Genomic DNA, 21,528 nt, shown 5'->3' with positions numbered 1-21,528 from the left:
GGGATGCCGCCTTCCTGCCGCAAGACGCCGGCCTTCACAATCCCGCGAGGGCCGAAAATCCGCCGCTTTTGCCCTATCGTTTGCATGCCGCCCGCCATAAGGTCGTTGAAAGCGCTGCGCAGCGCATTGACGCGCGGGTGCCGCCGATGGCACTTCTCCGGCGCATCAAGGACGAGGACAGGACAGACATGACATTCCAGACGAAGCTCGCGGCCACCGTCGCTCTTACCATCGCGGTCGCAGCCCCCCTTCCCGCTCTCGCCCTCGACGACGCGCAGAAAAAGGAGATGGGCGAGTTCATCAAGGAATATCTCGTCGAGAACCCGGAAATCCTGCTGGACGTGCAGGAGGCCCTGCAGAAGAAGCAGGAAGCGCAGCAGCAGGCCAAGGCCCAGTCCGCCATCACCGACAACGAGAAGGCGATCTTCTCCTCGCCCTACGACATCGCGCTCGGCAATCCGAAGGGCGACGTCACCATCGTCGAGTTCTTCGACTACAATTGCGGCTACTGCAAGCGGGCCCTTTCCGACATGGACGAGCTGCTGAAAGAGGACAAGAACATCCGCTTCGTCCTCAAGGAGCTGCCGATCCTCGGCCCCGATTCGCTTGCCGCCCACAAGGTGAGCGCCGCCTTCCGCGATCTCGCGCCGGAGAAGTACGGCGAATTCCACCGCGCCTTGCTCGGCGGCGAAGGCCGCGCGACGGAGGAGAGCGCCATCGCGCTGGCCGCAAGCATGGGCGTTCCGGAAGCCGATATCCGCAAGACCATGACCGAGAAGCCGCATGACGACGCGGTGCGCCAAGCCTATTCGCTGGCCAACGACCTCGGCATCACCGGCACGCCCTCCTACGTGCTCGGCCAGGAGATGGTGTTCGGCGCGGTCGGCGCGGACGACCTGAAGGAAAAGATCGCCAATGTCCGCGCCTGCGGCAAGGCGAACTGCTCGTAAGCGCCATTTTCTCGCCATGCTGGCCGTGTTGAGCCTTTGGCTTGTGGACACGCCCTTTCGACCGGCAAAGCCCCTTCCTTGGGGCTTTCCTCGCGCAAACCGCCGGTCTATAGGTAAATCTCTATCCAGCATGCGGAATTGCGAATGGCTTTACCCCTTTTCGTGCTCAACGGCCCCAACCTGAACGCACTCGGCAAACGCGAGCCCGGTATCTATGGCGGCCAGACGCTCGCCGATATCGAAGCGCTCTGCAAGGCCGAGGGCGAGACGCTGGGCTTTGCCGTCGATTTCCGCCAATCCAACCACGAAGGCGACCTGGTCGACTGGATCCATGAGGCCGGCGATGTCGCCGCCGGCGTCGCCATCAACGCCGGTGCCTATACCCACACTTCGATCGCGCTGCACGACGCCATCCGCGCCGTGAAGGTCCCGGTCGTCGAACTGCACCTTTCCAACGTGCATGCCCGCGAGGAATTCCGCCACAAATCGATGATCGCGCCCGCCGTGAAGGGCGTCATCTGCGGTTTCGGGGCGCATAGCTATGTCCTCGCGCTCCATGCGCTTTCATCCATCACGAAATAAAAAGAACCAGAGGCTCACTTCCATGGCTGAAAAGAAACACGGCATCGATCAGGCTCTGATCCGCGATCTCGCCAACATCCTCAACGAGACGGACCTGACGGAGATCGAAGTGGAGCAGGACGACCTGCGCATCCGCGTCTCGCGCGCCGGCACGCCGCAATATGTCCAGGCGCCGATCGCCGCCCCCGTTGCCGCCGTCGGCGCAGCGCCCACCGCTGCCGTCGCAGCCGCGCCGGCCGATGCCCGCAGCAACAAGAACGCCGTGACCGCGCCGATGGTGGGCACCGCCTACCTTTCGCCCGCTCCGGGTGCCCGCCCCTTCATCGAGGTCGGCGCGAGCGTCAAGGAAGGCCAGACCATCCTCATCATCGAAGCCATGAAGACGATGAACCAGATCCCGGCGCCGCGCTCGGGCAAGGTCACCGAAATCCTCGTCTCGGATGCGAGCCCGGTCGAATATGGCGAACCGCTGATCGTCATCGAATAAGGCGGATCCCATGATCTCCAAAGTCCTCATTGCCAACCGCGGCGAAATCGCCCTCCGGGTCCTCCGGGCCTGCAAGGAACTGGGCATCGCCACGGTCGCCGTGCATTCGACGGCCGATGCCGACGCCATGCATGTGCGCCTTGCCGACGAGAGCGTGTGCATCGGCCCGCCGCCCTCGCGCGAAAGCTACCTGAACATCCACCAGATCGTCGCCGCCTGCGAGATTACCGGCGCCGACGCCGTGCATCCGGGCTACGGCTTCCTGTCGGAAAACGCCAAGTTCGCGGAGATCCTCGACGCGCACGGCATCACCTTCATCGGCCCGACGGCGGAACATATCCGCATCATGGGCGACAAGATCACCGCCAAGCAGACGGCGCAGGAACTCGGCATTCCCGTCGTTCCGGGCTCCGACGGCGAGGTGAAGCCGGAGAACGCGCTGGAAGTCGCCCGCAAGATCGGCTTCCCCGTGCTCATCAAGGCCACCGCCGGCGGCGGCGGCCGCGGCATGAAGGTCGCCAAGACCGAGGCCGACCTTGAAGAGGCCGTCTCGACCGCCCGTTCCGAGGCGCTCGCCGCCTTCGGCAACGACGCCGTCTATATGGAAAAGTACCTCGGCAAGCCGCGCCACATCGAAATCCAGGTCGTCGGCGACGGCATGGGCAACGCGGTGCATCTCGGCGAGCGCGACTGCTCCCTGCAGCGCCGCCACCAGAAGGTCTGGGAAGAAGCCAATTCCCCTGCCCTCAATGTCGAGCAGCGCATGAAGATCGGCCAGATCTGCGCCGACGCCATGAAGAAGCTGAAATACCGCGGCGCCGGCACGGTCGAGTTCCTCTACGAGAACGGCGAGTTCTATTTCATCGAAATGAACACCCGCCTCCAGGTGGAGCATCCGATCACCGAGGCGATCACCGGCATCGACCTCGTGCACGAGCAGATCCGCGTCGCCTCCGGCGCGGGTCTGTCGGTCCAGCAGGAAGACATCGTCTTTTCCGGCCACGCCATCGAGTGCCGCATCAATGCCGAGGACCCGCGCACCTTCGTTCCCTCCCCGGGCACGATCACGCATTTCCATGCGCCGGGCGGTCTTGGCGTGCGCGTCGATTCGGGCGCCTATCAGGGCTACCGCATCCCGCCCTATTACGACAGCCTGATCGGCAAGCTCATCGTGCACGGGCGCACCCGCGTCGAATGCATGATGCGCCTGCGCCGCGTGCTGGACGAGTTCGTCATCGACGGCATCAAGACGACGCTGCCGCTCTTCCAGGACCTGATCGGCAACCAGGACATCGCTAACGGCGATTACGACATCCACTGGCTGGAAGACTACCTGGCCAGCAAGACCGACGCTTAAGGAGCGTCGGTCAGTGGCAGGGCGACGCAGACGGCATCCGGAAATCACCCCGGAACTGCTCCTGCGCGCCTATTCCATCGGGCTTTTCCCGATGGCCGATTCGGCGGACGACCCGGAGCTCTTCTGGGTCGAGCCGGACATGCGTGGGGTCATCCCCCTCGACGGTTTCCACGTCTCGCGCAGCCTCGCCAAGACGATCCGCAAGGCCCCCTTCGACATCCGTTTCGACACCGCCTTCGACGCGGTTGTGGCGGCCTGCGCCGCGGCGGCGCCCGACCGGCCCTCGACATGGATCAACGCCAAGATCAAGTCGCTCTACGGCACCCTGCACCGGATGGGCCATGCGCATTGCGTGGAAGCGTGGGAAGGCGACCAGCTCGTCGGCGGCCTCTACGGCGTCTCGCTGGGCGCGGCGTTCTTCGGCGAGAGCATGTTCTCGCGGCGGACCGATGCTTCGAAGGTTTGCCTCGTGGCGCTGGTGGAGCGGCTGAAGGCGAACGGTTTTCGCCTGCTCGACACGCAGTTCACCACCGAGCACCTCAAGACGTTCGGGGCCATCGACGTGCCGAAGATCGAATACGAGGACATGCTGGCGAACGCGCTGGCCTCGCCGCACCTGCCGTTCTGACCGCCCCTGATCCGGCCTACTTGCCGTCCGGCGGCGGGACGTCCGACTTTGTCTTGCACTCGGTCAGCCAGACGTCATAGACGGGGTGCTCCACGGCGTTGAGGCCGGGGCTGTCGGCGAACATCCAGCCGGTGAAGATGCGGCGGATCTTGCGGTCGAGGGTGATCTCGTCGACCTCGACGAAGGAGGTGATCTTCTGCGCTTCCGTATCGTCGCGGCTGTAGCAGACCTTCGGCGTCACCTGCAGCGCGCCGAACTGCACGGTCTCGCCGATATAGACATCGAAGCTGGTGATGCGGCCGGTGATCTTGTCGATGCCGGAAAAGGTGGCGACGGGGTTCTCGATACGTGCGGCCTTGGCCGCGACGGGCGCCATGGCGATGCCCGCGGCCGCCGCTGCAAGCGCGACCGAAAGGAACCGCCCTGCGGCGCCTGCCCGTGAAAACCCTGCTGTCATCGATGCCGTCTCCTGCGATCCGAACCGGCCGTCGCCGGTCGCTCCGAGCTACCGGCGAAATGTGGCCAAATCGGTATCAGTTGCCCGGCGTCCAGGCGTCGTAGTCGCCCGTCACGCGCGGACGCTCACCGGCGGCGGCAATCGAGCCCGGCGGGCGGTAAGCCTGCGAGGTGCCGGTCCGGTTCGGGCGGTGCGGCTGCTCCCACTCGCGCGCCTTGTATTCCTCGTCGGCCGGGGAAACGTCGGTGCGGTGGTGCATCCAGCCGTGCCAGCCGGCCGGAATGGCGGATGCGTCGGCATAGCCGTTATAGATCACCCAGCGGCGCGTGCGGCCCTCGGAATCCTTGCCGCCCTGATAGTAGACGTTGCCGAATTCGTCCTGGCCGACCCGGGTGCCGAAGCGCCAGGTATGGAAACGAGTGCCGATCGTCTGACCGTTCCACCAGGTGAAAATCTGCTTGAGAAGGTTCATGGGCTGGCGTCCTTGGCAGGGCCGTGCCGGAAGCGCGGCCCGAGACTGATTGTTCGCCCGCAAGAGCGGGTGATATTTCTTCCGCTTATGGCGCGGCAGCGCCGGAATGTCCAGCGATTCCCGCGCCTTCGCACACGGCTTTTCACCGCGGTCAACCGTGAAGCGGCTTCTCGTAGACGTGAAGCGGCACGCCCGAGACGTCATCCGCCGTGTGCTTCGCCTCCCCGACCTTGACGAAACCGTGCGCGAGATAGAAGGCGACCGCCGCATCGTTGCGCGGATCGACCTCCAGCAGCATGGCATCGGCATCGGGAAAGCAGGTTTCGAGCTCGGCGAACATGTCGCGGCCGATGCCCTGGCGCTGGTAGCGCGGCAGCACGTAGAGCTGGTGCAGGAGCGCCGCCTTCGGCCGGTCCTTCGACATGGCGACATAGCCCATGCCGGCCAGCTCCCTGCCGTCGTCGGCGACGACGAATTCGCTGTCCTTGCGCTCCAGCCGGGCCTTCAGCGCCGGCACGGAATGCCAGCGCGCGGTGACCGCGCTCACCTTGTCGGCGCCGTAGAGCGCGTCATAGGTCGCGTGCCACGTCTCGGCCAGAAGCGCGCTGACCTTCGCCAGATCGCGTTCGGTGGCCGTGCGGACAAAAAACACCGGGTTACTCCTCGATGCCGAGCTTGGCCTTGACGAGGGCCTGGACGGCCTGCGGATTGGCCTTGCCGCCCGTCGCCTTCATGACCTGGCCGACGAACCAGCCGGAGAGCGTCGGCTTGGCCTTGACCTTCTCGACCTGGTCGGGGTTCGCGGCGATGATCTCGTCCACGGCCTTCTCGATGGCGCCGGTATCGGTCACCTGCTTGAGGCCGCGCGCCTCGACGATCTCGGCCGGGTTGCCGCCCTCGTTCCAGACGATCTCGAAGAGGTCCTTGGCGATCTTGCCGGAGATGGTGCCGTCCTTGATGAGATCGATGATGCCGCCGAGCTGGGCGGGCGAAACCGGAGTCTCTTCAATGGCCTTGCCGTCCTTGTTCAAGGCGCCCAGCAAGTCGTTGATGACCCAGTTCGCGGCGATCTTGCCGTCGCGGCCGGCGGCCACGGCCTCGTAATAGTCGGCGATCGCCTTTTCCGAGACGAGCACCGAGGCGTCGTATACGGAAAGGCCGAGATCCTTGACGAAGCGGATCTTCTTGTCGTCCGGCAGTTCCGGCAGGTCGGCGAGCAGCGCGCCGACGAATTCGTTGTCGAATTCGAGCGGCAGGAGGTCCGGGTCGGGGAAATAGCGGTAGTCGTGCGCGTCTTCCTTCGAGCGCATCGAGCGCGTCTCGCCCTTGCCGGGATCGAAGAGGCGGGTTTCCTGGTCGATGCTGCCGCCATCCTCCAGGATGCCGATCTGACGGCGGGCCTCATATTCGATGGCCTGGCCGATGAAGCGGATGGAGTTGACGTTCTTGATCTCGCAGCGCGTGCCGAAGGCCTCGCCCGGGCGGCGCACGGAAACGTTGACGTCGGCGCGCATGGAGCCCTCGTCCATGTTGCCGTCGCAGGTGCCGAGATAGCGCACGATGGAGCGCAGCTTCGTCATGTAGGCCTTGGCCTCGTCCGAGGAGCGCATGTCCGGCTTGGAGACGATCTCCATCAGCGCGACGCCCGAGCGGTTGAGGTCGACATAGGACATGGTCGGGTGCTGGTCGTGCATCGACTTGCCGGCGTCCTGCTCAAGGTGCAGGCGCTCGATGCCGATCTCGATATCCTCGAAATTGCCCTGGCGGTCCGGGCCGAGCGAGATGGTGATCTTGCCCTCGCCGACGATGGGGTCCTTGAACTGCGAGATCTGGTAGCCCTGCGGCAGGTCCGGATAGAAGTAGTTCTTGCGGTCGAAGATCGAGCGGTGGTTGATCTGCGCCTTGAGGCCGAGGCCCGTGCGCACCGCCTGCCTGACGCACTCGATGTTGATGACCGGCAGCATGCCGGGCATCGCGGCATCGACCAGCGAGACGTTGGCGTTCGGCGCCTTGCCGAATTCGGTCGACGCGCCGGAGAAGAGCTTGGAATTGGAAAGGACCTGCGCGTGCACCTCCATGCCGATGATGACTTCCCAGTCGCCGGTGGCGCCGGGGATCAAGCGTTTCGGATCGGGGGTGCGGACGTCGACGAGGGTCATTGCAGGCTCTTTTTGTGGTGTCTTCGGTGCTGTCTCGGTAGAACATATGGGCAGGCGGCGCAAGGTTTTCAGCGGGTGCCGTCCACCCTCGTTAGCCAAGCCGCAAGGATAATCGGCTAAAAGCATGCCATGGGCACCACAGCAACGCTTTTCGTCATCTTCCTTCTCTTCAACGTCGTCACGTTCTGCCTCTACTGGTGGGACAAGGAAGCGGCGCGCGATGGCACCTGGCGCGTTTCCGAAGCGCGGCTGCTGCAGTTCGCCTTCCTCGGCGGCAGTTTCGGCGCCGTCGCCGCGCAGCGGCTGCTGCGGCACAAGACGCGCAAGGAGCCGTTCCGCACGCAGCTCATGGCGATCCTCGTGCTGCATGTGGCGCTCGTGCCGGCGGCGCTGATCTTCGGCCCTGCCCTCCTCGATATGCTGCGTGCCGGCTGAGCGGCCTCCTGCCGGCATGTGTTGACATGCGGCAGGATTCGTAACTATTATTGTTACATGAAAAGAAACAGCCGCCTTTCCGCCGTGCTCCATGCACTCATGCACATGGCCGAGCGCGAGGAGCCGATGACCTCGGACGATCTCGCGCTCTGCCTCGACACCAACGCCGTCGTCGTCCGGCGCACCATGGCCGGGCTGCGCGAGGCCGGCATCGTGCAATCCGGCCGCGGCCATGGCGGCGGCTGGCATTTCGCCCGACCGCTCGCCGAAATCTCGCTGCTCGACATCTACAATGCGCTCGGCGAGCCGATCCTCTTCCAGATCGGCCCGGCGACGGAAATGCCGGGCTGCGTGGTCGAGCAATCCGTCAACCGGGTGATCGGCGACGCGCTGAAGGATGCCGAGACGATCCTGATGGCGCGCTTCGCCGGCACGACGCTGGCCGACCTCGCGGCCGATTTCCGGGTGGCGGCGAAACACTGCCGGGCCGATACCGGCTAAAGGCAGCCAATTCCCAAGACCTGCATCGAACGGGCGGCACCGGCCGGCCGAACGATGCCGCTCGCTCCATAGAAAGGATGAACCATGACCGAAGATGCCATCATCATCGGCGGGGGCTTTGCCGGCCTTTCCGCCGCCATGCAGCTCGCCCGCGCCCGCCGCCGCATCACCATCATCGACACCGGCGAGCCGCGCAACCGCTTCGCCGCCCATTCGCACGGCTTCCTCGCGCAGGACGGAAGGCCGGGCGGCGAGATCCTCGCCGATGCCCGCCGCCAGCTTGCCGCCTACGAGACCGTGACCTTCCGCGATGCGCCGGCCGAGCGGCTGGAGGGGACAAGGGACGCCTTCTCCGTCGTCACCGGCGACGGCGGGCGGATCGCGGCGCGGCGCGTGCTGCTCGCGACGGGTTTCGAGGACCGGCTGCCCGCCATCCCGGGCCTTGCGGAGCGCTGGGGCAAGACGGTGCTGCATTGCCCCTATTGCCATGGCTATGAAGTGGGCGGCGGGCCGGTCGGGGTGCTCGCGCGCACGGCGGAGGCCGCGCGCTTTGCGGCGGTGGTCGCCGACTGGGGCGATGTCACGCTCTTCACCAATCAGGTGCCGGAACCGGACGAAGAGGCCCTTGCCGTTCTCGCGAAACGCAATGTGAAGCTGCGGCCGGGCCGCGTCACGGCCATTTCGGATGGGCCTGACGGCATGCTCGCCGTCGAGACCGGCCCCGGCATTCCGACGCTGGTCAAGGCGCTCTTCGTCATGCCGGAGGCGCGGGTGCGCAGCGCCATTCCGGCCGAACGCGGCCTGAGGCTGAAGGAGACGCCCGTCGGCAGCATCCTCGACACCGACGACACCGGCCAGACCTCCCTGCCCGGCCTCTATGCCGCCGGCGACATCGCGCTCGGCGCCGCCAATATCTCGCTCGCCTCCGCCAACGGCGTGAAGGCCGGCGTCTTCCTGCACCATTCGCTGATCTGGCCTGCGCATTGACCTTTATGGATGCCCCGGCTATTTCGGGGCATCCGCAATGGAGTTTTGATGTCTAGCTCTGAGGCCCGCTGAGGACCCTGCCCGCGAAAGCTTGCGCGCAGGGTCGGAAAAACGACGAGCCCTGCCACCCCTGGGTGGCGGAACGTTTTTTCGCGTTCATTCGAACGCCGGACGGATTCTCAGGACAATGGACATTTCACGCGCCGAACAGCGCATCCTTCATCTGCTCGCCCAGGGCGGCAGGATCGATATCGAAAAAGACGACGACAACAGGAAGATCGTGACGGTCGCCTGCATCACGCGGGACGGCTGGCGGGCGGGTGGCCTCGACCTCGACCTCTTCCGCAAGCTGAAACGCCGGCGCTGCATCGCCTCCTCCGGCGGCAGGCCCTACCGCATCACGCAGCGGGGCCTGGAACTGGTGCGCGCGCAGCTCGACAACCAGTGATTCGACGGGCAGTGATTCGACGGGAGGCGCGGCGAAGGCCCGCCTCCCTCAAAAACCGCCCGGCCCGTAGCCGATCGGCTCGTCCGCGACGAGCTGCCGGCGCAGGCCGATGGATTCGACGTTGCGGTCGAGCCGCGGCGAATAATCCACCGACAGCCAGCTCACCGAATAGCCATGCTTCTGGAAGAAGCCGACGGCCGCGGTGTTGCGCGCATGCGTCTGGAGGCGCGCGGCCTTCAATCCAGCCGCGACGATCTCGTTTTCCATGGCGGCAAGCAGGGCCGAGCCGAGCCCCTTCCTCTGCTGCGGCGGATCGATCCAGAGATCGGTGATCTCGTCGTCCAGCGCCTCGCGCGAGGCCCAGCCCGCAAGGACGCCGCCGAATTCGGCGACGCTGGCGCGCAGCCAATGGGCGGCAAGGAACTGCTGGAAGGCATTGCGGGCATGATCGCGCCGCACCTGGAGGTCGGCCACGCCGATGACGGCCTGTTCCCAGGCCCGGACGCCGATGTCGATCAGCGCCGGTACATCTTCCTCGAGGGCATTGCGAACGGTGATCATGCGGCTCTCTCCGCCGCCATCAAAGCACCGCGCGGCGCGATTGGCGAGAGACGCCGGCCGCTATCCACGGAGATGATGAAGCGGCGGAAGCCGATAAGGGGCCGGACGCCCCCTTACCACCAGCGGGTCGGCGCGAAGCGGCCGGCGGCCTTCTCGATGACATGGGCCGTCTTGAAGAGGGTTTCCTCCTCGAAGGGCTTGCCGATGAGCTGGAGGCCGAGCGGCAGCCCCTTGTGATCGAGGCCGGCGGGAACGGAAAGGCCCGGCAAGCCGGCCATGTTCACCGTCACCGTGAAGATGTCGTTGAGATACATCTTCACCGGATCGGAGGCGAGGTCCTCGTCGGCGATGCCGAAGGCCGACGACGGGGTGGCGGGCGTCAGGATGGCGTCGACGCCGGCGTTGAAGGCCAGCTCGAAGTCGCGCTTGATCAGCGTGCGCACCTTCTGGGCCTGCAGGTAATAGGCGTCGTAGTAGCCGGCCGAGAGCACATAGGTGCCGATCATGATGCGGCGCTTGACCTCGGTGCCGAAGCCGGCCGCGCGGGTCTTCTCGTACATGTCGACGATATCCTTGCCGTCGACGCGCAGGCCGTAGCGCACGCCGTCGTAGCGGGCAAGGTTCGAGGAGGCTTCCGCCGGGGCGACGATGTAGTAGGCCGGCAGGGCGTATTTCGTGTGCGGCAGGGAGATGTCGATGACGTCGGCGCCGGCATCCTTCAGCCAGGCGATGCCCTGCTGCCAGAGCGCCTCGATCTCTTCCGGCATGCCGTCGACGCGGTATTCGCGCGGGATGCCGATGCGCATGCCCTTCAGCGACTGGCCGAGCGAGGCTTCGTAATCCGGCACCGGTAGATCGACGGAGGTCGTGTCCTTGGCGTCGACGCTGGCCATGGATTTGAGGAGGATCGCGGCGTCGCGGACGTCGCGGGCGATGGGGCCGGCCTGGTCGAGCGAGGAGGCGAAGGCGACGATGCCCCAGCGCGAGCAGCGGCCATAGGTCGGCTTGATGCCGACCGTGCCGGTGAAGGCGGCGGGCTGGCGGATCGAGCCGCCGGTGTCCGTGGCGGTCGCGCCGGCGCACAGGAACGCGGCGACGGCAGCGGCCGAACCGCCCGAGGAGCCGCCCGGCACGAGATCGGCATTGGAGCCGGCCGCGCGCCATGGGTTCTTCACCGGGCCGTAATAGGAGGACTCGTTGGAGGAGCCCATGGCAAACTCGTCCATGTTCAGCTTGCCGAGCATGACGGCGCCGTCGTTCCACAGGTTCTGCGTGACGGTCGATTCGTATTTCGGCTTGAAGCCGTCGAGGATGTGGCTGCAGGCCTGCGTGTGCACGCCTTCGGTCGCGAAGAGGTCCTTGATGCCGAGGGGGATACCTTCCAGCGCACCCGCCTTGCCTTCGGCGATGCGGGCGTCGGAGGCCTTCGCCATCTCGCGCGCCTTTTCCGGCGTGACGGTGACATAGGCGTTGAGCGCGCCGTTCGCGGCCTCGATCGCGCCGAGATAGGCGTCCGTCAGCTCGACGGCGGTGATCTCCTTGGCGCCGAGCTTTTCGCGGGCTTCGGCAATGGTGAGGCGGGTGAGTTCGGTCATGGAGGACTACTTTCGGAAGCGGACGGCTCTGGCGGCGAAGGGCGTTATTCGACGACCTTGGGCACCTGGAAGAAGTTGCGGTCGGACGCCGGGGCATTGGCGACGATATCGTCCGCCTTGCTGCCGTCGTTGACGACGTCTTCGCGCTTGCGCATCTCCATGGGCGTGACGGACGTCATCGGCTCGACGCCCTCGACATTCACCTCGGAAAGCTGCTCGACGAAGCCGAGGATGCCGTTCAGCTCGCCCATCATGCGGCTTGCCTCTTCCTCGCTGACGGCGATGCGGGCAAGGCGCGCGACGCGCTTCACGGTGGCTAGATCTACGGACATGGGTGGTCTCCGACAGGAAATTTCATCCCCGCTATACTGACCAAGCCCAAGGGGCGCAACGGGGAATGCGGTCAATCTCCGACAAGGCCCCCTCCGCTTGCCGGCATCTCTCCCACAAGGGGGGAGAAGAAGGAGGCTTGCTCATCGTTCGAAATGGAATGCAGAGGGCGCGGCCCGTTAAGTCCCTCCCCCTTGTGGGGAGGGGTTGGGGAGGGGTCTTACCGCGAGATCGAACCGCCGACCTTCGGCACCTCGATCTTCGCCGACGCGCCGTCCATCGCCTTCACGAAAAGGTCCGCCGTCTGGTCGATGATGCCGAAGGAGCCGTAGTGGCAGGGAAGGACGGTGTCGAACTTGAAGAAGCGCTGGCAGGCGAGCGCGGCCACGGCACCGCCCATGGTGAAGCGGTCGCCGATCGGCACGAGGCCGATTTCCGGCTGGTGCAGCTCGTTGACCAGCGCCATGTCGGAGAAGATGTCGGTGTCGCCCATGTGATAGAGCGTCGGCTCGTCCTCGAAATGGAGGACGAGGCCGTTGGCATTGCCGAGCGAATGGGAAACGCCGTCCTCGGTGATCTGCGCGGAAGAATGGAGCGCATTGACGAAGGTGGTCGAGAAGCCGTCGAAATGCACGGTGCCGCCGGTGTTGCCCATGTCGACCTTCTCCACGCCCTTCGCGCCGAGCCAGGCGGCAAGGTCGGCATTGGCGAGAACCGTCGCGCCGGTTTCCCTGGCGATCTCGATCGTATCGCCGACATGGTCGCCGTGGCCGTGGGTCAAGAGGATATGGGTGAGGCCCGCGACGGCGTCCTTGCGGGTCGATTCGTCGAAAGCGGGATTGCCGGTGAAGAACGGGTCGATGAGGATTCTGGCCTTCGCCGTCTCGATGCGAAAGGCGGAGTGGCCGAGCCAGGTGATTTTCATGCATGTTCTCCCGATTGATTGCCTGCCCGCAATATAGAAACCGCGAAGGCTGTTTCCATCCGCGGCGCGAACGCTATAAGCGTGATTTAAACCTTATAAGCGTGGCTTACACCATAATGAAAGGAACCCCGCCATGAGCGACGACGACTACATCTATGACGAAGCCACCGGCGAATGGCGTCCGGCCTCGGAAATCGCAGCCGAAAAGGCCTCCGCGAGCGTGGTGCACGACGCCAGCGGCAACGTGCTTGCGGACGGCGATTCGGTCGTGCTGATCAAGGACCTGAAGGTGAAGGGCGCCGGCCAGACGCTCAAGCAAGGCACCGTCATCAAGTCGATCCGCCTCACCGACAACCCGGAAGAGATCGACTGCCGACACGACGCCATCAAGGGGCTGGTGCTGCGCACCGAATTCGTCCGCAAGCGCTGAGGGCTTTTCATGGCGACGCTCACCCTCGAAGAACTGGCGGCGTTCCTCGGCCCCGGCCAGCCCATCGCCGGCCTCGACCTCGGCACCAAGACCATCGGCCTTTCCGTCTCGGACCTTGGCCGGCGGCTGGCGACGCCCCGGCCGGTGCTGAAGCGGGTGAAGTTCACGCAGGATGCCGAGGTGCTGCTCGCCTTTGCCGAGAAGGAGAAGGTCGTCGCCTTCGTCATCGGCCTGCCTGTCAACATGGACGGCAGCGCCGGCCCGCGCGTGCAGGCGACGCGCGCCTTCGTGCGCTCGATGGCCGACAAGACCGACATCCCCTTCGTCTTCTGGGACGAGCGGCTGTCGACGGTCGCGGCGGAGCGCACGCTGATCGAGATGGACGTGTCGCGCAAGAAGCGGGCCGAGCGGATCGATTCGGCCGCCGCTTCCTTCATCCTTCAGGGCGCGCTGGACAGACTCTCGTCGCTGGCAAGGGCTGCCGACGCCTGACGGCGCGCGCGCCACCAGGCGGTGATCTGCCGGCGGCGGCGGAAGGCGATGAGACCGAACACCAGGAAACTGTCGAAGACGATGGCGCGCAGCACGAGCGGCGGCAGGTCTTCCGGCGGAATGCCGAGGATATGGCCGTAGATGCGGAAGACGAGGTCATGCGCATCCCGCGTCAGCATGAAGATGCCGAAATTCATGTCGTAGTAAGAAAGCCCGTACCAGCTTCCGAGCAGCGCGATGGGACCGGCCCACAGAATCAGGAACCACTTCATGCCGCCCTCCTCCGCATCGCGAAGAGGTCGCCGGCTGCAAAAATCATCTCGCTGACCGCCACGCCCGCAACGAGCACGAGGAGCGGCACGACGATATCCACCGCCGCGAAGGAAAACAGGGTCGTCATGACCGATATGCGGGCCGTTCTGGCCATGGCAGGCACTCGCTTCACATGGTTAACACCAGGTAAACGGCACCTTTGCCCGTTAACCTTCCCCGCGCAACGGAAACCCTCCATTAAGGTTAATTTCCACACGGCGCTTCCCGCCCCCTGCCCCTTGCAAGGCCGGCCGCGGCGTGGAATGAGCAGCGGTCCCTTCCCTGCCGATCCGGTGCCATGCCCGCCATCTTCGAAAGCATCCTGCCCGTCTTCCTGCTCGTGGTTCTCGGCGCCCTCATCAAGCGCTGGCGGCTGATCGACCGCGACATGTGGACCGGGCTCGAGCAGCTCGGTTTCTTCGTGCTGTTCCCCTCCCTGCTCTTCACCACGCTCGCCAAGGCGGAATTTGCCGGCATGGCGGCTGGCGACGTCGCCCTCGGCTCCATCGGATCGCTCAGCCTCATCGCGCTCCTCCTAGGCCTTTGCTGGCCGCTGTTCCGGGCGGCGGGCATCTCGCCGCCGACCTATACCTCGGTCTTCCAGACCTCGACGCGGTGGAACGCCTTCATCGCGCTGGCGATCGCCGAAAAGCTCTACGGCGCGCAGAGCCTCGCGCTCGTCGCGCTGGTGGCGACGCTGATCATCATCCCGATCAACCTCTACAATATCGGCGTGCTGGTGCTTTTCGGCGGCGGCACGCGGAGCCTCAGGACCTTCGCGCGGAAGATCCTGACCAATCCGATGATCATCGGCTCGGTGCTCGGCGTCGCGGTGAACCTCCTCGGCATCCGCATCTATGCGCCGCTGATGCAGACGGCGGAGCTGGTGGCGGATACCTCGCTCAGCCTCGGGCTCATCATGGTCGGCGCCGGGCTGAAGCTCACGGATGCCCTGCGGCCCCGGCCGCTGGCCTTTCTTCCCGTCGTGCTCAAGCTTCTCTTCATGCCGCTGGTCATGACGGGCGCGGCCTATGCGCTCGGCATGCGCGGCGAGCAGCTTCTCACCATCGCCATGGGCGCGAGCGTGCCGACCGCCATGAACGGCTACGTGCTGGCCAAGCAGATGGGCGGCGACGCGCCGTTCTACGCCGCCGTGGCGACGCTCCAGACGATCGCCTCCTTCTTCACCATTCCGATGGTGCTGGCGACGACGGCTTATCTCGCCGGCGGATAGAGCAGGTCGACGATATAGGCCGAATCGAAGCGAGAATCGAGCATGCCGTAGGTCGAGCGCCAGCCGGAGGCGAGGCGCGTTTCGAGGAACGCATCGGCGATGCGGCCGGCACCGGCGCGATAGAGCTCGGCGGCGGCGGCGGCAAGCGCCAGCTGCTCGATGAGCATGCGGGCCGCGCCCTCGTCGCGCTCGCAGAGCGACAGGCAGGCGCGCAGCACCTCCACCGTCTTCCGTCCGGCCGGGCCGAGGTCGCGGGCAAGGCCGGCGAAGAGCATCTCGAAGAGATCCTTGCCCCGGCCGATGACGCGCATCAGGTCGAGCGCCATGACGTTGCCGGAGCCCTCCCAGATCGCGTTGACCGGCGCCTCGCGGTAATGCCGGGCGATGGGCCGCTCCTCGACATAGCCGCTGCCGCCGATGCATTCCATCGCCTCGTAGATGAGGGCGGGCGCGATCTTGCAGCACCAGTATTTGGTGACAGGCGTCATGATGCGGGCATAGGCGGCGTCTTCCGCGCTGTCGCGCGCCTTGTCGAAGGCTTCGGCAAGGCGCAGGGAAAGCGCGGTCGCCGCCGCGACGTCGAGCGCCATGTCGGCAAGGACCCGCGTCATGATCGGCTGGGCGACGAGCGGCTTGCCGAAGACATGACGGCCGCGCGTATGGTGCACGGCCTCGGCCAGCGAGGCGCGCATGATGCCGGATGAGGCCAGCGCGCAGTCGAGCCGCGTCAGCGTCACCATGTCGAGGATGGTGCGGATGCCGGCATCGGGCGCGCCGAGCAGGAAGCCGAAGGTCTCGGAGAACTCGACCTCCGAGGAGGCGTTCGAGCGGTTGCCGAGCTTGTCCTTCAGCCGCTGGAAGCGCAGGCCGTTGCTGGAGCCGTCCTCCAGCAGGCGCGGCACGAGGAAGCAGCCGATGCCCTCGCGGGTCTGCGCCAGCATGACGAAGCCGTCGCTCATCGGCGCCGACATGAACCACTTGTGGCCGGTCAGCCGGTAGATGCCTTCGCCGACGCGCTCGGCGCGCGAGGTGTTGGCGCGCACATCCGTGCCGCCCTGCTTTTCCGTCATGCCCATGCCGATGGTGACGGCGCTCTTCTGCATGGCGGGCTTGTTGGTGGAATCGTACTTGCGCGACAGGATCTTGCGGCCCCATTCGCGCTGCACCTGCGGCGAGGCGGAAAGCGCGGCGACCGAAGCGCTCGTCATCGTCAGCGGGCAGAGATGGCCGCATTCGAGCTGCGCCGTCAGGTAGAAGCGCACCGCGCGCGCCTTATGCGCCCTGCCCTGCTCGTCCGGCACGTTTTCCCAGAGCGAGGAATGCAGGCCGTTCGCCATGGAGCGGCGCATCAGCGCGTGCCAGGCCGGATGGAAATCCACGACATCGAGCCGCTCGCCTCGCGGACCGTGGGTGCGAAGCTGCGGCACGCCCTCGTTCGCCATGCGGGCGAGCTCCTGCGCCTCCGGCGCGGTCACGTAGCGGCCGATCGCGTCGAACTCGTCGCGCAAAGGCTTCGGCATCGCATCGGTGGCGTCGACCAGCAGCGGATCGGAGCGATAGGCGTTGATGCCCGACCAGAGCGGCGGCTGGTTGAGATCGGCAAGTTTCTGTTCGGTGTCGCGAGTCATGAGCGGGTTCTATCCCAAGTCGGGGCGGTGCGAAACGGGGCCTTGCGGCCACAGGCGCGGTTGCGCGCACAAAAGCGTGGGAATGCGCAAAGCCTTGGCCGCTCCGCCTTGCCGGGGCCGGATCGAGGCTCTATAGACCCCGCGTATCCACGACAGTTGAGGCGGAGCCCCCATGGACTTCTTTCCGCATCGCCACCTTCTCGGCATCAAGGGTTTGACCGAGCAGGAAATCACCCTCCTGCTCGACCGCGCCGACGAGGCCGTGAAGATCTCCCGCCAGCGGGAGAAGAAGACGTCGACCCTTCGGGGCCTGACGCAGATCAATCTCTTCTTCGAGGCCTCCACCCGCACGCAATCCTCCTTCGAGCTTGCCGGCAAACGCCTCGGCGCCGACGTGATGAACATGTCGGTCGGCAATTCCTCGGTGAAGAAGGGCGAAACGCTCATCGACACGGCGATGACGCTGAACGCCATGCACCCGGACGTGCTGGTGGTGCGCCACTCCTCCGCCGGCGCCGCCGCGCTCCTTGCGCAGAAGGTCTCCTGCTCGGTGGTGAATGCCGGCGACGGCCAGCACGAGCACCCGACGCAGGCCCTCCTCGACGCGCTGACCATCCGCCGCGCCAAGGGCAAGCTCTCGCGCATCATCGTCGCCATCTGCGGCGACGTGCTGCATTCGCGCGTCGCCCGTTCGAACATCCTGCTCCTCAACGCCATGGGCGCGCGGGTGCGCGTCGTCGCCCCGGCGACGCTGCTGCCCGCCGGCATCGCGGAGATGGGCGCCGAGGTCTACCACTCCATGGAAGAGGGCCTGAAGGACGCCGACGTCGTGATGATGCTGCGCCTCCAGCGCGAGCGCATGTCCGGCGCCTTCGTGCCCTCGGTGCGCGAATACTTCCACTATTACGGCCTCGACGCTGCAAAGCTGAAGGCGGCGAAGGAGGATGCGCTCGTCATGCATCCGGGGCCGATGAACCGCGGCGTCGAGATCGCCTCCGAGATCGCCGACGGGCCGCAGAGCGTGATCGAGCAGCAGGTCGAGATGGGCGTCGCCGTCCGCATGGCCGTGATGGAAACGCTTCTTCTTTCGCAGAACCAGGGACCCCGCGCATGACCCGCACGACCGTCCTCAAGAACCTCCGCATCGTCGACCCCTCCCGCGACCTGGATGAGACGGGCTCCATCGTCATCGAGAACGGCAGGATCGCCGCCATCGGCAGCGGTGCGCAAAACCAGGGCGCGCCGGAAGGCGCCGAGATCGTCGACGGGCGCGGCATGATCGCCGCTCCCGGCCTCGTCGACGCCCGGGTCTTCGTCGGCGAGCCCGGCGCGGAGCACCGCGAGACCATCGAATCGGCCTCCCGCGCGGCGGCGGCCGGCGGCGTCACCACCTTCATCATGATGCCGGACACCGATCCCGTCATCGACGACATCGCGCTCGTCGAATTCGTGCTGAAGACGGCGCGTGACAAGGCCGTGGTGAACATCCACGCGGCGGCCGCGCTCACCAAGCATCTCGCCGGCGAGGAGATGACGGAATTCGGCCTGCTCAAGGCGGCCGGCGCCGTCGCCTTCACCAATGGCCGCAACCCGATGCACAATGCGCAGGTGCTGCGCCGCGCCATGACCTATGCCCGCGAATTCGGCAGCGTCATTTCGCTGGAGACCCGCGACAGGCATCTTGGCGCCGGCGGCGTCATGAACGAGGGGCTTCTGGCGAGCTGGCTCGGCCTTTCCGGCACGCCGCGCGAGGCCGAACTCATCCCGCTCGAACGGGACCTGCGCATCGCCGGCCTCACCCGCGCGAAATACCATGCCGCGCAGATCTCGATGCCGGAATCGGCGGAGGCCGTGAAGATCGCCCGCGAGCGCGGCGCGAACGTCACCTGCGCCGCCTCGATCAATCACCTGACGCTGAACGAGAACGACATCGGCGAATACCGCACCTTCTTCAAGCTCTCCCCGCCGCTGCGCGGCGAGGACGACCGCAAGGCGATGGTGGATGCGCTGGCCCGGGGCGAGATCGACATCATCGTCTCCTCGCACGATCCGCAGGACGTCGACACCAAGCGCCTGCCCTTCGCGGATGCCGCGGACGGCGCCATCGGCCTCGAAACCATGCTTGCGGCGGCGCTTCGGCTTCACCACAGCGGCGAGGTTCCGCTGATGCGCCTCATCGACGCGCTCTCGACGCGCCCGGCAAAGATCTTCGGCCTCGATGCCGGCACGCTGGCGCCGGGCGCCCGTGCCGACATCGTGCTGATCGATCCGGACGAGCCGTGGCTCGCCGTCAAGGACGGCTTCGTTTCGCGCTCGAAGAACACGCCGTTCGAAGATGCCCGCTTTACGGGGCGCGCCGTTAGCACCTATGTTGCCGGCGAACGGGTGCATTCGCTCGGCTGACGGAACGCGGCGAATTGCCCCTCATCCGCCCTGCCGGGCACCTTCTCCCCGCAGGCGGGGAGAAGGAGACTTGCCGCAACGCTTCCATTCGCCTCCCCGCTTGTGAGGAGGAGGTCAGGGGCAGAGCGGTTCCATGGAAAGAGACGTCTCGGGGGAGAACACAGTGTCCGACATCTTCACCTGGCAGCTCGGCGCCTTGCCGACGCTGGCCGCCCTCGCCTTCGGCTATCTTCTCGGCTCCATCCCCTTCGGCCTGATCCTCACCCGCATGGCCGGGCTCGGCGATGTGCGCGCCATCGGCTCTGGCAATATCGGTGCAACGAACGTCCTGCGCACCGGCAACAAGAAACTCGCCGCCGCAACGCTGCTGCTCGATGCGCTGAAAGGCACGGCGGCGGCGGCCGTCGCCTCGCGCTGGGGGCTCGACGCAGGCATCGCGGCGGGCCTTGCCGCCTTTCTCGGCCATCTCTTTCCCGTGTGGCTCGGCTTCAAGGGCGGCAAGGGCGTCGCGACCTATGTCGGCGTGCTGCTCGGCCTCGTGCCGGTCATGGTCGCGGTCTTCGCCGCCGTCTGGATCGGCATGGCCTATCTCACCCGCTATTCGTCGCTCTCGGCCCTGGTTGCAACTGCCGTATCTCCGGTTGTATTGTGGTTCATCGGTCACGAGAAGGTGGCGCTGCTCTTCGCCGTCCTCACCGTGATCACCTGGTGGAAGCATCGGGCCAATATCGGCCGCCTGATGAACGGCACCGAAAGCAGGATCGGCAGCAAGGGATAGCCATGGACGACCGCAGCGCAAGGACAAGGGGAATTGCGCTGACGGAACGACAGAGGATCGCCTGGCTGCGGCTGATCCGCAGCGACAATGTCGGTCCGGTCACCTTCCGCGAGCTCATCAATCATTTCGGCAGCGCCGAGACGGCGCTGGAAATGCTGCCGGAACTCTCCCGCCGCGGCGGCGCCTCGCGCAGCATCCGCGTCGCCGGCCGGGCAGAGGCGGAACGGGAACTGGAAATCGCCGAGCGGCACGGCGCCGGCTTCGTCGGCATCGGCGAACCGGACTATCCGCCGCTCCTGCGCCAGATCGATGGCGCGCCGCCGCTTCTCGCCGTCAAGGGCAACCGCAAGGTCACGGCGGCGCCGGCCGTCGGCATCGTCGGCGCGCGCAACGCCTCGATCTCCGGCATCAAGTTCGCCAGCCTCGTCGCGCGGGAGGTCGGCCGCACCGGCTATGTCATCGTGTCGGGCCTTGCGCGCGGCATCGATACGGCGGCCCACCGTGCCAGCCTTTCCACCGGCACCATCGCCGCCATGGCCGGCGGGCTCGACAAGCCCTATCCCCCGGAAAACATCGGCCTGCTGGAGGAGCTGACGGACGGACAGGGCCTTGCCGTCAGCGAAATGCCCTTCGGCTGGGAGCCGCGGGCGCGGGACTTTCCCCGCCGCAACCGGCTGATCGCCGGCATGTCGCTCGGGCTCGTGGTCGTGGAGGCGGCGGTGCGCTCCGGCTCGCTGATCACGGCGCGCAACGCGGCCGATTTCGGCCGGCTGGTCTTCGCCGTGCCCGGCTCGCCGCTCGATCCGCGCTGCGAGGGCACCAACGGCCTGCTCAAGGACGGCGCGACCATCACCACGACGCCGGAAGACGTGCTGGAGGCCCTGCGGCCCCTGTCGGAGCCGGACCTCTTCACCCCCCGCCCCGGCGCCGGCGAACCGGCGGAGGACGTCGCACCCGGCCTGCGGCTGCCGCCGAGCGACGGAGAACGCGACCGTATCGCGGATGCGCTGAGCCAGGTGCCCGCCGAGATCGACGAGATCATCCGCCACACCGGCATCCCGGCGGCGACCGTCTATCTCGTCCTCCTAGAACTTGACCTTGCCGGCCGGCTTCAGCGGCATGTCGGCGGCGGCGTCTCGCTGAACCTTGTGTGACAGCGGGCGCAGCCCCGCCAGGATATCGCCCGCCTCCATATAGGCCATCTCTATGAAATAGCGCAGGACGTCCGCACCCTCGTTGTTCACGACGGTGCGCAGCTCGCCCAGCATCTGGCGGGTGTAGGCGATGTTCTCCTCTGCCGTATGCGGCGGAAGCGCAGGTCTGGTGGGTTTCGAGTTCATGGCTTTCCCGTTGTGCCTACGTTTCAGAATCACCGAA

Annotated in this window: 28 protein-coding genes; 16 read left to right on the top strand and 12 right to left on the bottom strand. The window is 66.2% G+C overall.

Features of this window, described 5'->3' with window-relative positions; all coding sequences use genetic code 11:
- Nucleotides 1-188 precede the first annotated feature (188 nt).
- From ACZ1A1_RS20220 to aat, 5 genes are all read left to right on the top strand, one after another.
- Nucleotides 189-950 carry a DsbA family protein gene (locus ACZ1A1_RS20220; RefSeq protein WP_313196383.1) on the top strand — a complete coding sequence of 254 codons (762 nt, stop codon included), beginning with the start codon at nt 189-191 and terminating at the stop codon, nt 948-950.
- A gap of 144 nt (nt 951-1,094) precedes the next feature.
- Nucleotides 1,095-1,532, top strand: a complete 438-nt coding sequence (aroQ, locus tag ACZ1A1_RS20215) for a type II 3-dehydroquinate dehydratase (protein WP_119258645.1) — start codon at nt 1,095-1,097, stop codon at nt 1,530-1,532.
- A 22-nt stretch (nt 1,533-1,554) separates the two neighbouring features.
- Nucleotides 1,555-2,019, top strand: a complete 465-nt coding sequence (accB, locus tag ACZ1A1_RS20210) for an acetyl-CoA carboxylase biotin carboxyl carrier protein (RefSeq protein ID WP_463621312.1) — start codon at nt 1,555-1,557, stop codon at nt 2,017-2,019.
- A gap of 10 nt (nt 2,020-2,029) precedes the next feature.
- On the top strand, nt 2,030-3,376 hold the full coding sequence (gene accC, locus ACZ1A1_RS20205; RefSeq protein WP_313196364.1) for an acetyl-CoA carboxylase biotin carboxylase subunit: 1,347 nt from the start codon (nt 2,030-2,032) through the stop codon (nt 3,374-3,376).
- Between the two features lie 13 nt (nt 3,377-3,389).
- A complete protein-coding gene (gene aat / locus ACZ1A1_RS20200; RefSeq protein WP_463621311.1) occupies nt 3,390-4,004 on the top strand; it encodes a leucyl/phenylalanyl-tRNA--protein transferase in 615 nt (204 codons plus the stop codon).
- A 16-nt stretch (nt 4,005-4,020) separates the two neighbouring features.
- On the opposite strand, the gene ACZ1A1_RS20195 is transcribed toward aat, so the two are convergent.
- The 4 genes from ACZ1A1_RS20195 to gatB form a co-directional block, all read right to left on the bottom strand.
- Nucleotides 4,021-4,461: a DUF2155 domain-containing protein gene (locus ACZ1A1_RS20195; RefSeq protein WP_313196362.1), complete on the bottom strand. Its 441-nt coding sequence runs from the start codon at nt 4,459-4,461 to the stop codon at nt 4,021-4,023.
- A gap of 76 nt (nt 4,462-4,537) precedes the next feature.
- Entirely contained in the window at nt 4,538-4,933 is a 396-nt protein-coding gene (locus tag ACZ1A1_RS20190; protein WP_203318668.1) for an NADH:ubiquinone oxidoreductase subunit NDUFA12, read from the bottom strand.
- Nucleotides 4,934-5,084: 151 nt separating this feature from the next.
- Nucleotides 5,085-5,585, bottom strand: a complete 501-nt coding sequence (locus tag ACZ1A1_RS20185; RefSeq protein ID WP_463621310.1) for a GNAT family N-acetyltransferase — start codon at nt 5,583-5,585, stop codon at nt 5,085-5,087.
- A 4-nt stretch (nt 5,586-5,589) separates the two neighbouring features.
- Nucleotides 5,590-7,092, bottom strand: a complete 1,503-nt coding sequence (gene gatB / locus ACZ1A1_RS20180) for an Asp-tRNA(Asn)/Glu-tRNA(Gln) amidotransferase subunit GatB (RefSeq protein WP_463621309.1) — start codon at nt 7,090-7,092, stop codon at nt 5,590-5,592.
- 129 nt (nt 7,093-7,221) lie between these two features.
- Here gatB and ACZ1A1_RS20175 point away from each other — a divergent pair, with 129 nt between their 5' ends.
- The 4 genes from ACZ1A1_RS20175 (at nt 7,222) to ACZ1A1_RS20160 (ending at nt 9,463) form a co-directional block, all read left to right on the top strand.
- Complete coding sequence (locus ACZ1A1_RS20175) at nt 7,222-7,527, top strand: DUF1294 domain-containing protein (protein WP_463621308.1); 306 nt, start codon at nt 7,222-7,224, stop codon at nt 7,525-7,527.
- A 57-nt stretch (nt 7,528-7,584) separates the two neighbouring features.
- Nucleotides 7,585-8,028, top strand: a complete 444-nt coding sequence (locus ACZ1A1_RS20170; protein WP_463621307.1) for an Rrf2 family transcriptional regulator — start codon at nt 7,585-7,587, stop codon at nt 8,026-8,028.
- Between the two features lie 84 nt (nt 8,029-8,112).
- Nucleotides 8,113-9,015: an NAD(P)/FAD-dependent oxidoreductase gene (locus ACZ1A1_RS20165; protein ID WP_463621306.1), complete on the top strand. Its 903-nt coding sequence runs from the start codon at nt 8,113-8,115 to the stop codon at nt 9,013-9,015.
- 187 nt (nt 9,016-9,202) lie between these two features.
- Nucleotides 9,203-9,463: a YjhX family toxin gene (locus tag ACZ1A1_RS20160; protein ID WP_463621305.1), complete on the top strand. Its 261-nt coding sequence runs from the start codon at nt 9,203-9,205 to the stop codon at nt 9,461-9,463.
- A 48-nt stretch (nt 9,464-9,511) separates the two neighbouring features.
- Here ACZ1A1_RS20160 and ACZ1A1_RS20155 read toward each other — a convergent pair whose 3' ends face one another.
- The 4 genes from ACZ1A1_RS20155 to ACZ1A1_RS20140 all read right to left on the bottom strand — a co-directional run bounded on the left by ACZ1A1_RS20155 (nt 9,512) and on the right by ACZ1A1_RS20140 (nt 12,874).
- Nucleotides 9,512-10,024, bottom strand: a complete 513-nt coding sequence (locus ACZ1A1_RS20155; RefSeq protein ID WP_463621303.1) for a GNAT family N-acetyltransferase — start codon at nt 10,022-10,024, stop codon at nt 9,512-9,514.
- 113 nt (nt 10,025-10,137) lie between these two features.
- Nucleotides 10,138-11,619, bottom strand: coding sequence for an Asp-tRNA(Asn)/Glu-tRNA(Gln) amidotransferase subunit GatA (gatA, locus tag ACZ1A1_RS20150; RefSeq protein WP_463621301.1), 1,482 nt, complete (start codon nt 11,617-11,619; stop codon nt 10,138-10,140).
- A 44-nt stretch (nt 11,620-11,663) separates the two neighbouring features.
- Nucleotides 11,664-11,951 (bottom strand): Asp-tRNA(Asn)/Glu-tRNA(Gln) amidotransferase subunit GatC, encoded by a 288-nt coding sequence (gatC, locus tag ACZ1A1_RS20145; RefSeq protein WP_119258661.1) that lies wholly within the window; start codon nt 11,949-11,951, stop codon nt 11,664-11,666.
- Nucleotides 11,952-12,169: 218 nt separating this feature from the next.
- A complete protein-coding gene (locus ACZ1A1_RS20140; protein WP_463621300.1) occupies nt 12,170-12,874 on the bottom strand; it encodes a metal-dependent hydrolase in 705 nt (234 codons plus the stop codon).
- A gap of 133 nt (nt 12,875-13,007) precedes the next feature.
- Between ACZ1A1_RS20140 and ACZ1A1_RS20135 the strand changes: the two genes are divergently transcribed.
- Entirely contained in the window at nt 13,008-13,304 is a 297-nt protein-coding gene (locus ACZ1A1_RS20135; protein ID WP_463621299.1) for an alkylphosphonate utilization protein, read from the top strand.
- Between the two features lie 9 nt (nt 13,305-13,313).
- On the top strand, nt 13,314-13,796 hold the full coding sequence (gene ruvX, locus ACZ1A1_RS20130) for a Holliday junction resolvase RuvX (RefSeq protein WP_463621298.1): 483 nt from the start codon (nt 13,314-13,316) through the stop codon (nt 13,794-13,796).
- Here ruvX and ACZ1A1_RS20125 read toward each other — a convergent pair.
- Together ACZ1A1_RS20125 and ACZ1A1_RS20120 are read right to left on the bottom strand one after the other, a co-directional pair.
- Nucleotides 13,745-14,068, bottom strand: coding sequence for a DUF6105 family protein (locus ACZ1A1_RS20125; protein WP_463621296.1), 324 nt, complete (start codon nt 14,066-14,068; stop codon nt 13,745-13,747). The two genes, ruvX and ACZ1A1_RS20125, sit on opposite strands and share 52 nt — an antisense overlap.
- Complete coding sequence (locus ACZ1A1_RS20120; protein ID WP_162911518.1) at nt 14,065-14,223, bottom strand: hypothetical protein; 159 nt, start codon at nt 14,221-14,223, stop codon at nt 14,065-14,067. The genes ACZ1A1_RS20125 and ACZ1A1_RS20120 overlap by 4 nt, the downstream gene beginning before the upstream one ends.
- Before the next feature lie 183 nt (nt 14,224-14,406).
- Between ACZ1A1_RS20120 and ACZ1A1_RS20115 the strand changes: the two genes are divergently transcribed.
- The gene (locus ACZ1A1_RS20115; RefSeq protein WP_313196352.1) at nt 14,407-15,342 is read left to right on the top strand and encodes an AEC family transporter; all 936 of its coding nucleotides are present in this window, start codon (nt 14,407-14,409) and stop codon (nt 15,340-15,342) included.
- Here the strand turns inward: ACZ1A1_RS20115 and ACZ1A1_RS20110 are convergent.
- On the bottom strand, nt 15,324-16,970 hold the full coding sequence (locus ACZ1A1_RS20110; protein ID WP_313196351.1) for an acyl-CoA dehydrogenase family protein: 1,647 nt from the start codon (nt 16,968-16,970) through the stop codon (nt 15,324-15,326). The genes ACZ1A1_RS20115 and ACZ1A1_RS20110 overlap by 19 nt on opposite strands.
- Nucleotides 16,971-17,142: 172 nt before the next feature.
- Here ACZ1A1_RS20110 and ACZ1A1_RS20105 point away from each other — a divergent pair, with 172 nt between their 5' ends.
- The 4 genes from ACZ1A1_RS20105 (at nt 17,143) to dprA (ending at nt 21,305) form a co-directional block, all read left to right on the top strand.
- Entirely contained in the window at nt 17,143-18,084 is a 942-nt protein-coding gene (locus ACZ1A1_RS20105) for an aspartate carbamoyltransferase catalytic subunit (protein WP_463621295.1), read from the top strand.
- A complete protein-coding gene (locus ACZ1A1_RS20100) occupies nt 18,081-19,373 on the top strand; it encodes a dihydroorotase (RefSeq protein WP_463621294.1) in 1,293 nt (430 codons plus the stop codon). The genes ACZ1A1_RS20105 and ACZ1A1_RS20100 overlap by 4 nt, the downstream gene beginning before the upstream one ends.
- A gap of 172 nt (nt 19,374-19,545) precedes the next feature.
- Nucleotides 19,546-20,151 (top strand): glycerol-3-phosphate 1-O-acyltransferase PlsY, encoded by a 606-nt coding sequence (gene plsY, locus ACZ1A1_RS20095; RefSeq protein ID WP_463621358.1) that lies wholly within the window; start codon nt 19,546-19,548, stop codon nt 20,149-20,151.
- A gap of 2 nt (nt 20,152-20,153) precedes the next feature.
- On the top strand, nt 20,154-21,305 hold the full coding sequence (dprA, locus tag ACZ1A1_RS20090) for a DNA-processing protein DprA (protein ID WP_415214268.1): 1,152 nt from the start codon (nt 20,154-20,156) through the stop codon (nt 21,303-21,305).
- Here the strand turns inward: dprA and ACZ1A1_RS20085 are convergent.
- A complete protein-coding gene (locus ACZ1A1_RS20085) occupies nt 21,237-21,491 on the bottom strand; it encodes a hypothetical protein (protein WP_415214267.1) in 255 nt (84 codons plus the stop codon). The two genes, dprA and ACZ1A1_RS20085, sit on opposite strands and share 69 nt — an antisense overlap.
- Between the last annotated feature and the right edge of the window lie 37 nt (nt 21,492-21,528).

The organism is Shinella sp. R2-11, from assembly GCF_055330205.1.
Note: the sequence above shows the minus strand (reverse complement) of the source record. Positions and strands in the feature narration are given on the sequence as shown.

What these genes read in the sequence shown, in the direction of transcription:
- ACZ1A1_RS20220 (WP_313196383.1), top strand. Translation starts at nt 189, where the DNA reads ATGACATTCCAGACGAAGCTCGCGGCCACCGTCGCTCTTACCATCGCG.
- aroQ (WP_119258645.1), top strand. Translation starts at nt 1,095, where the DNA reads ATGGCTTTACCCCTTTTCGTGCTCAACGGCCCCAACCTGAACGCACTC.
- accB (WP_463621312.1), top strand. Translation starts at nt 1,555, where the DNA reads ATGGCTGAAAAGAAACACGGCATCGATCAGGCTCTGATCCGCGATCTC.
- accC (WP_313196364.1), top strand. Translation starts at nt 2,030, where the DNA reads ATGATCTCCAAAGTCCTCATTGCCAACCGCGGCGAAATCGCCCTCCGG.
- ACZ1A1_RS20195 (WP_313196362.1), bottom strand. Translation starts at nt 4,461, where the DNA reads ATGACAGCAGGGTTTTCACGGGCAGGCGCCGCAGGGCGGTTCCTTTCG.
- ACZ1A1_RS20190 (WP_203318668.1), bottom strand. Translation starts at nt 4,933, where the DNA reads ATGAACCTTCTCAAGCAGATTTTCACCTGGTGGAACGGTCAGACGATC.
- gatB (WP_463621309.1), bottom strand. Translation starts at nt 7,092, where the DNA reads ATGACCCTCGTCGACGTCCGCACCCCCGATCCGAAACGCTTGATCCCC.
- ACZ1A1_RS20175 (WP_463621308.1), top strand. Translation starts at nt 7,222, where the DNA reads ATGGGCACCACAGCAACGCTTTTCGTCATCTTCCTTCTCTTCAACGTC.
- ACZ1A1_RS20170 (WP_463621307.1), top strand. Translation starts at nt 7,585, where the DNA reads ATGAAAAGAAACAGCCGCCTTTCCGCCGTGCTCCATGCACTCATGCAC.
- ACZ1A1_RS20165 (WP_463621306.1), top strand. Translation starts at nt 8,113, where the DNA reads ATGACCGAAGATGCCATCATCATCGGCGGGGGCTTTGCCGGCCTTTCC.
- ACZ1A1_RS20160 (WP_463621305.1), top strand. Translation starts at nt 9,203, where the DNA reads ATGGACATTTCACGCGCCGAACAGCGCATCCTTCATCTGCTCGCCCAG.
- ACZ1A1_RS20155 (WP_463621303.1), bottom strand. Translation starts at nt 10,024, where the DNA reads ATGATCACCGTTCGCAATGCCCTCGAGGAAGATGTACCGGCGCTGATC.
- gatA (WP_463621301.1), bottom strand. Translation starts at nt 11,619, where the DNA reads ATGACCGAACTCACCCGCCTCACCATTGCCGAAGCCCGCGAAAAGCTC.
- gatC (WP_119258661.1), bottom strand. Translation starts at nt 11,951, where the DNA reads ATGTCCGTAGATCTAGCCACCGTGAAGCGCGTCGCGCGCCTTGCCCGC.
- ACZ1A1_RS20140 (WP_463621300.1), bottom strand. Translation starts at nt 12,874, where the DNA reads ATGAAAATCACCTGGCTCGGCCACTCCGCCTTTCGCATCGAGACGGCG.
- ACZ1A1_RS20135 (WP_463621299.1), top strand. Translation starts at nt 13,008, where the DNA reads ATGAGCGACGACGACTACATCTATGACGAAGCCACCGGCGAATGGCGT.
- ruvX (WP_463621298.1), top strand. Translation starts at nt 13,314, where the DNA reads ATGGCGACGCTCACCCTCGAAGAACTGGCGGCGTTCCTCGGCCCCGGC.
- ACZ1A1_RS20125 (WP_463621296.1), bottom strand. Translation starts at nt 14,068, where the DNA reads ATGAAGTGGTTCCTGATTCTGTGGGCCGGTCCCATCGCGCTGCTCGGA.
- ACZ1A1_RS20120 (WP_162911518.1), bottom strand. Translation starts at nt 14,223, where the DNA reads ATGGCCAGAACGGCCCGCATATCGGTCATGACGACCCTGTTTTCCTTC.
- ACZ1A1_RS20115 (WP_313196352.1), top strand. Translation starts at nt 14,407, where the DNA reads ATGCCCGCCATCTTCGAAAGCATCCTGCCCGTCTTCCTGCTCGTGGTT.
- ACZ1A1_RS20110 (WP_313196351.1), bottom strand. Translation starts at nt 16,970, where the DNA reads ATGACTCGCGACACCGAACAGAAACTTGCCGATCTCAACCAGCCGCCG.
- ACZ1A1_RS20105 (WP_463621295.1), top strand. Translation starts at nt 17,143, where the DNA reads ATGGACTTCTTTCCGCATCGCCACCTTCTCGGCATCAAGGGTTTGACC.
- ACZ1A1_RS20100 (WP_463621294.1), top strand. Translation starts at nt 18,081, where the DNA reads ATGACCCGCACGACCGTCCTCAAGAACCTCCGCATCGTCGACCCCTCC.
- dprA (WP_415214268.1), top strand. Translation starts at nt 20,154, where the DNA reads ATGGACGACCGCAGCGCAAGGACAAGGGGAATTGCGCTGACGGAACGA.
- ACZ1A1_RS20085 (WP_415214267.1), bottom strand. Translation starts at nt 21,491, where the DNA reads ATGAACTCGAAACCCACCAGACCTGCGCTTCCGCCGCATACGGCAGAG.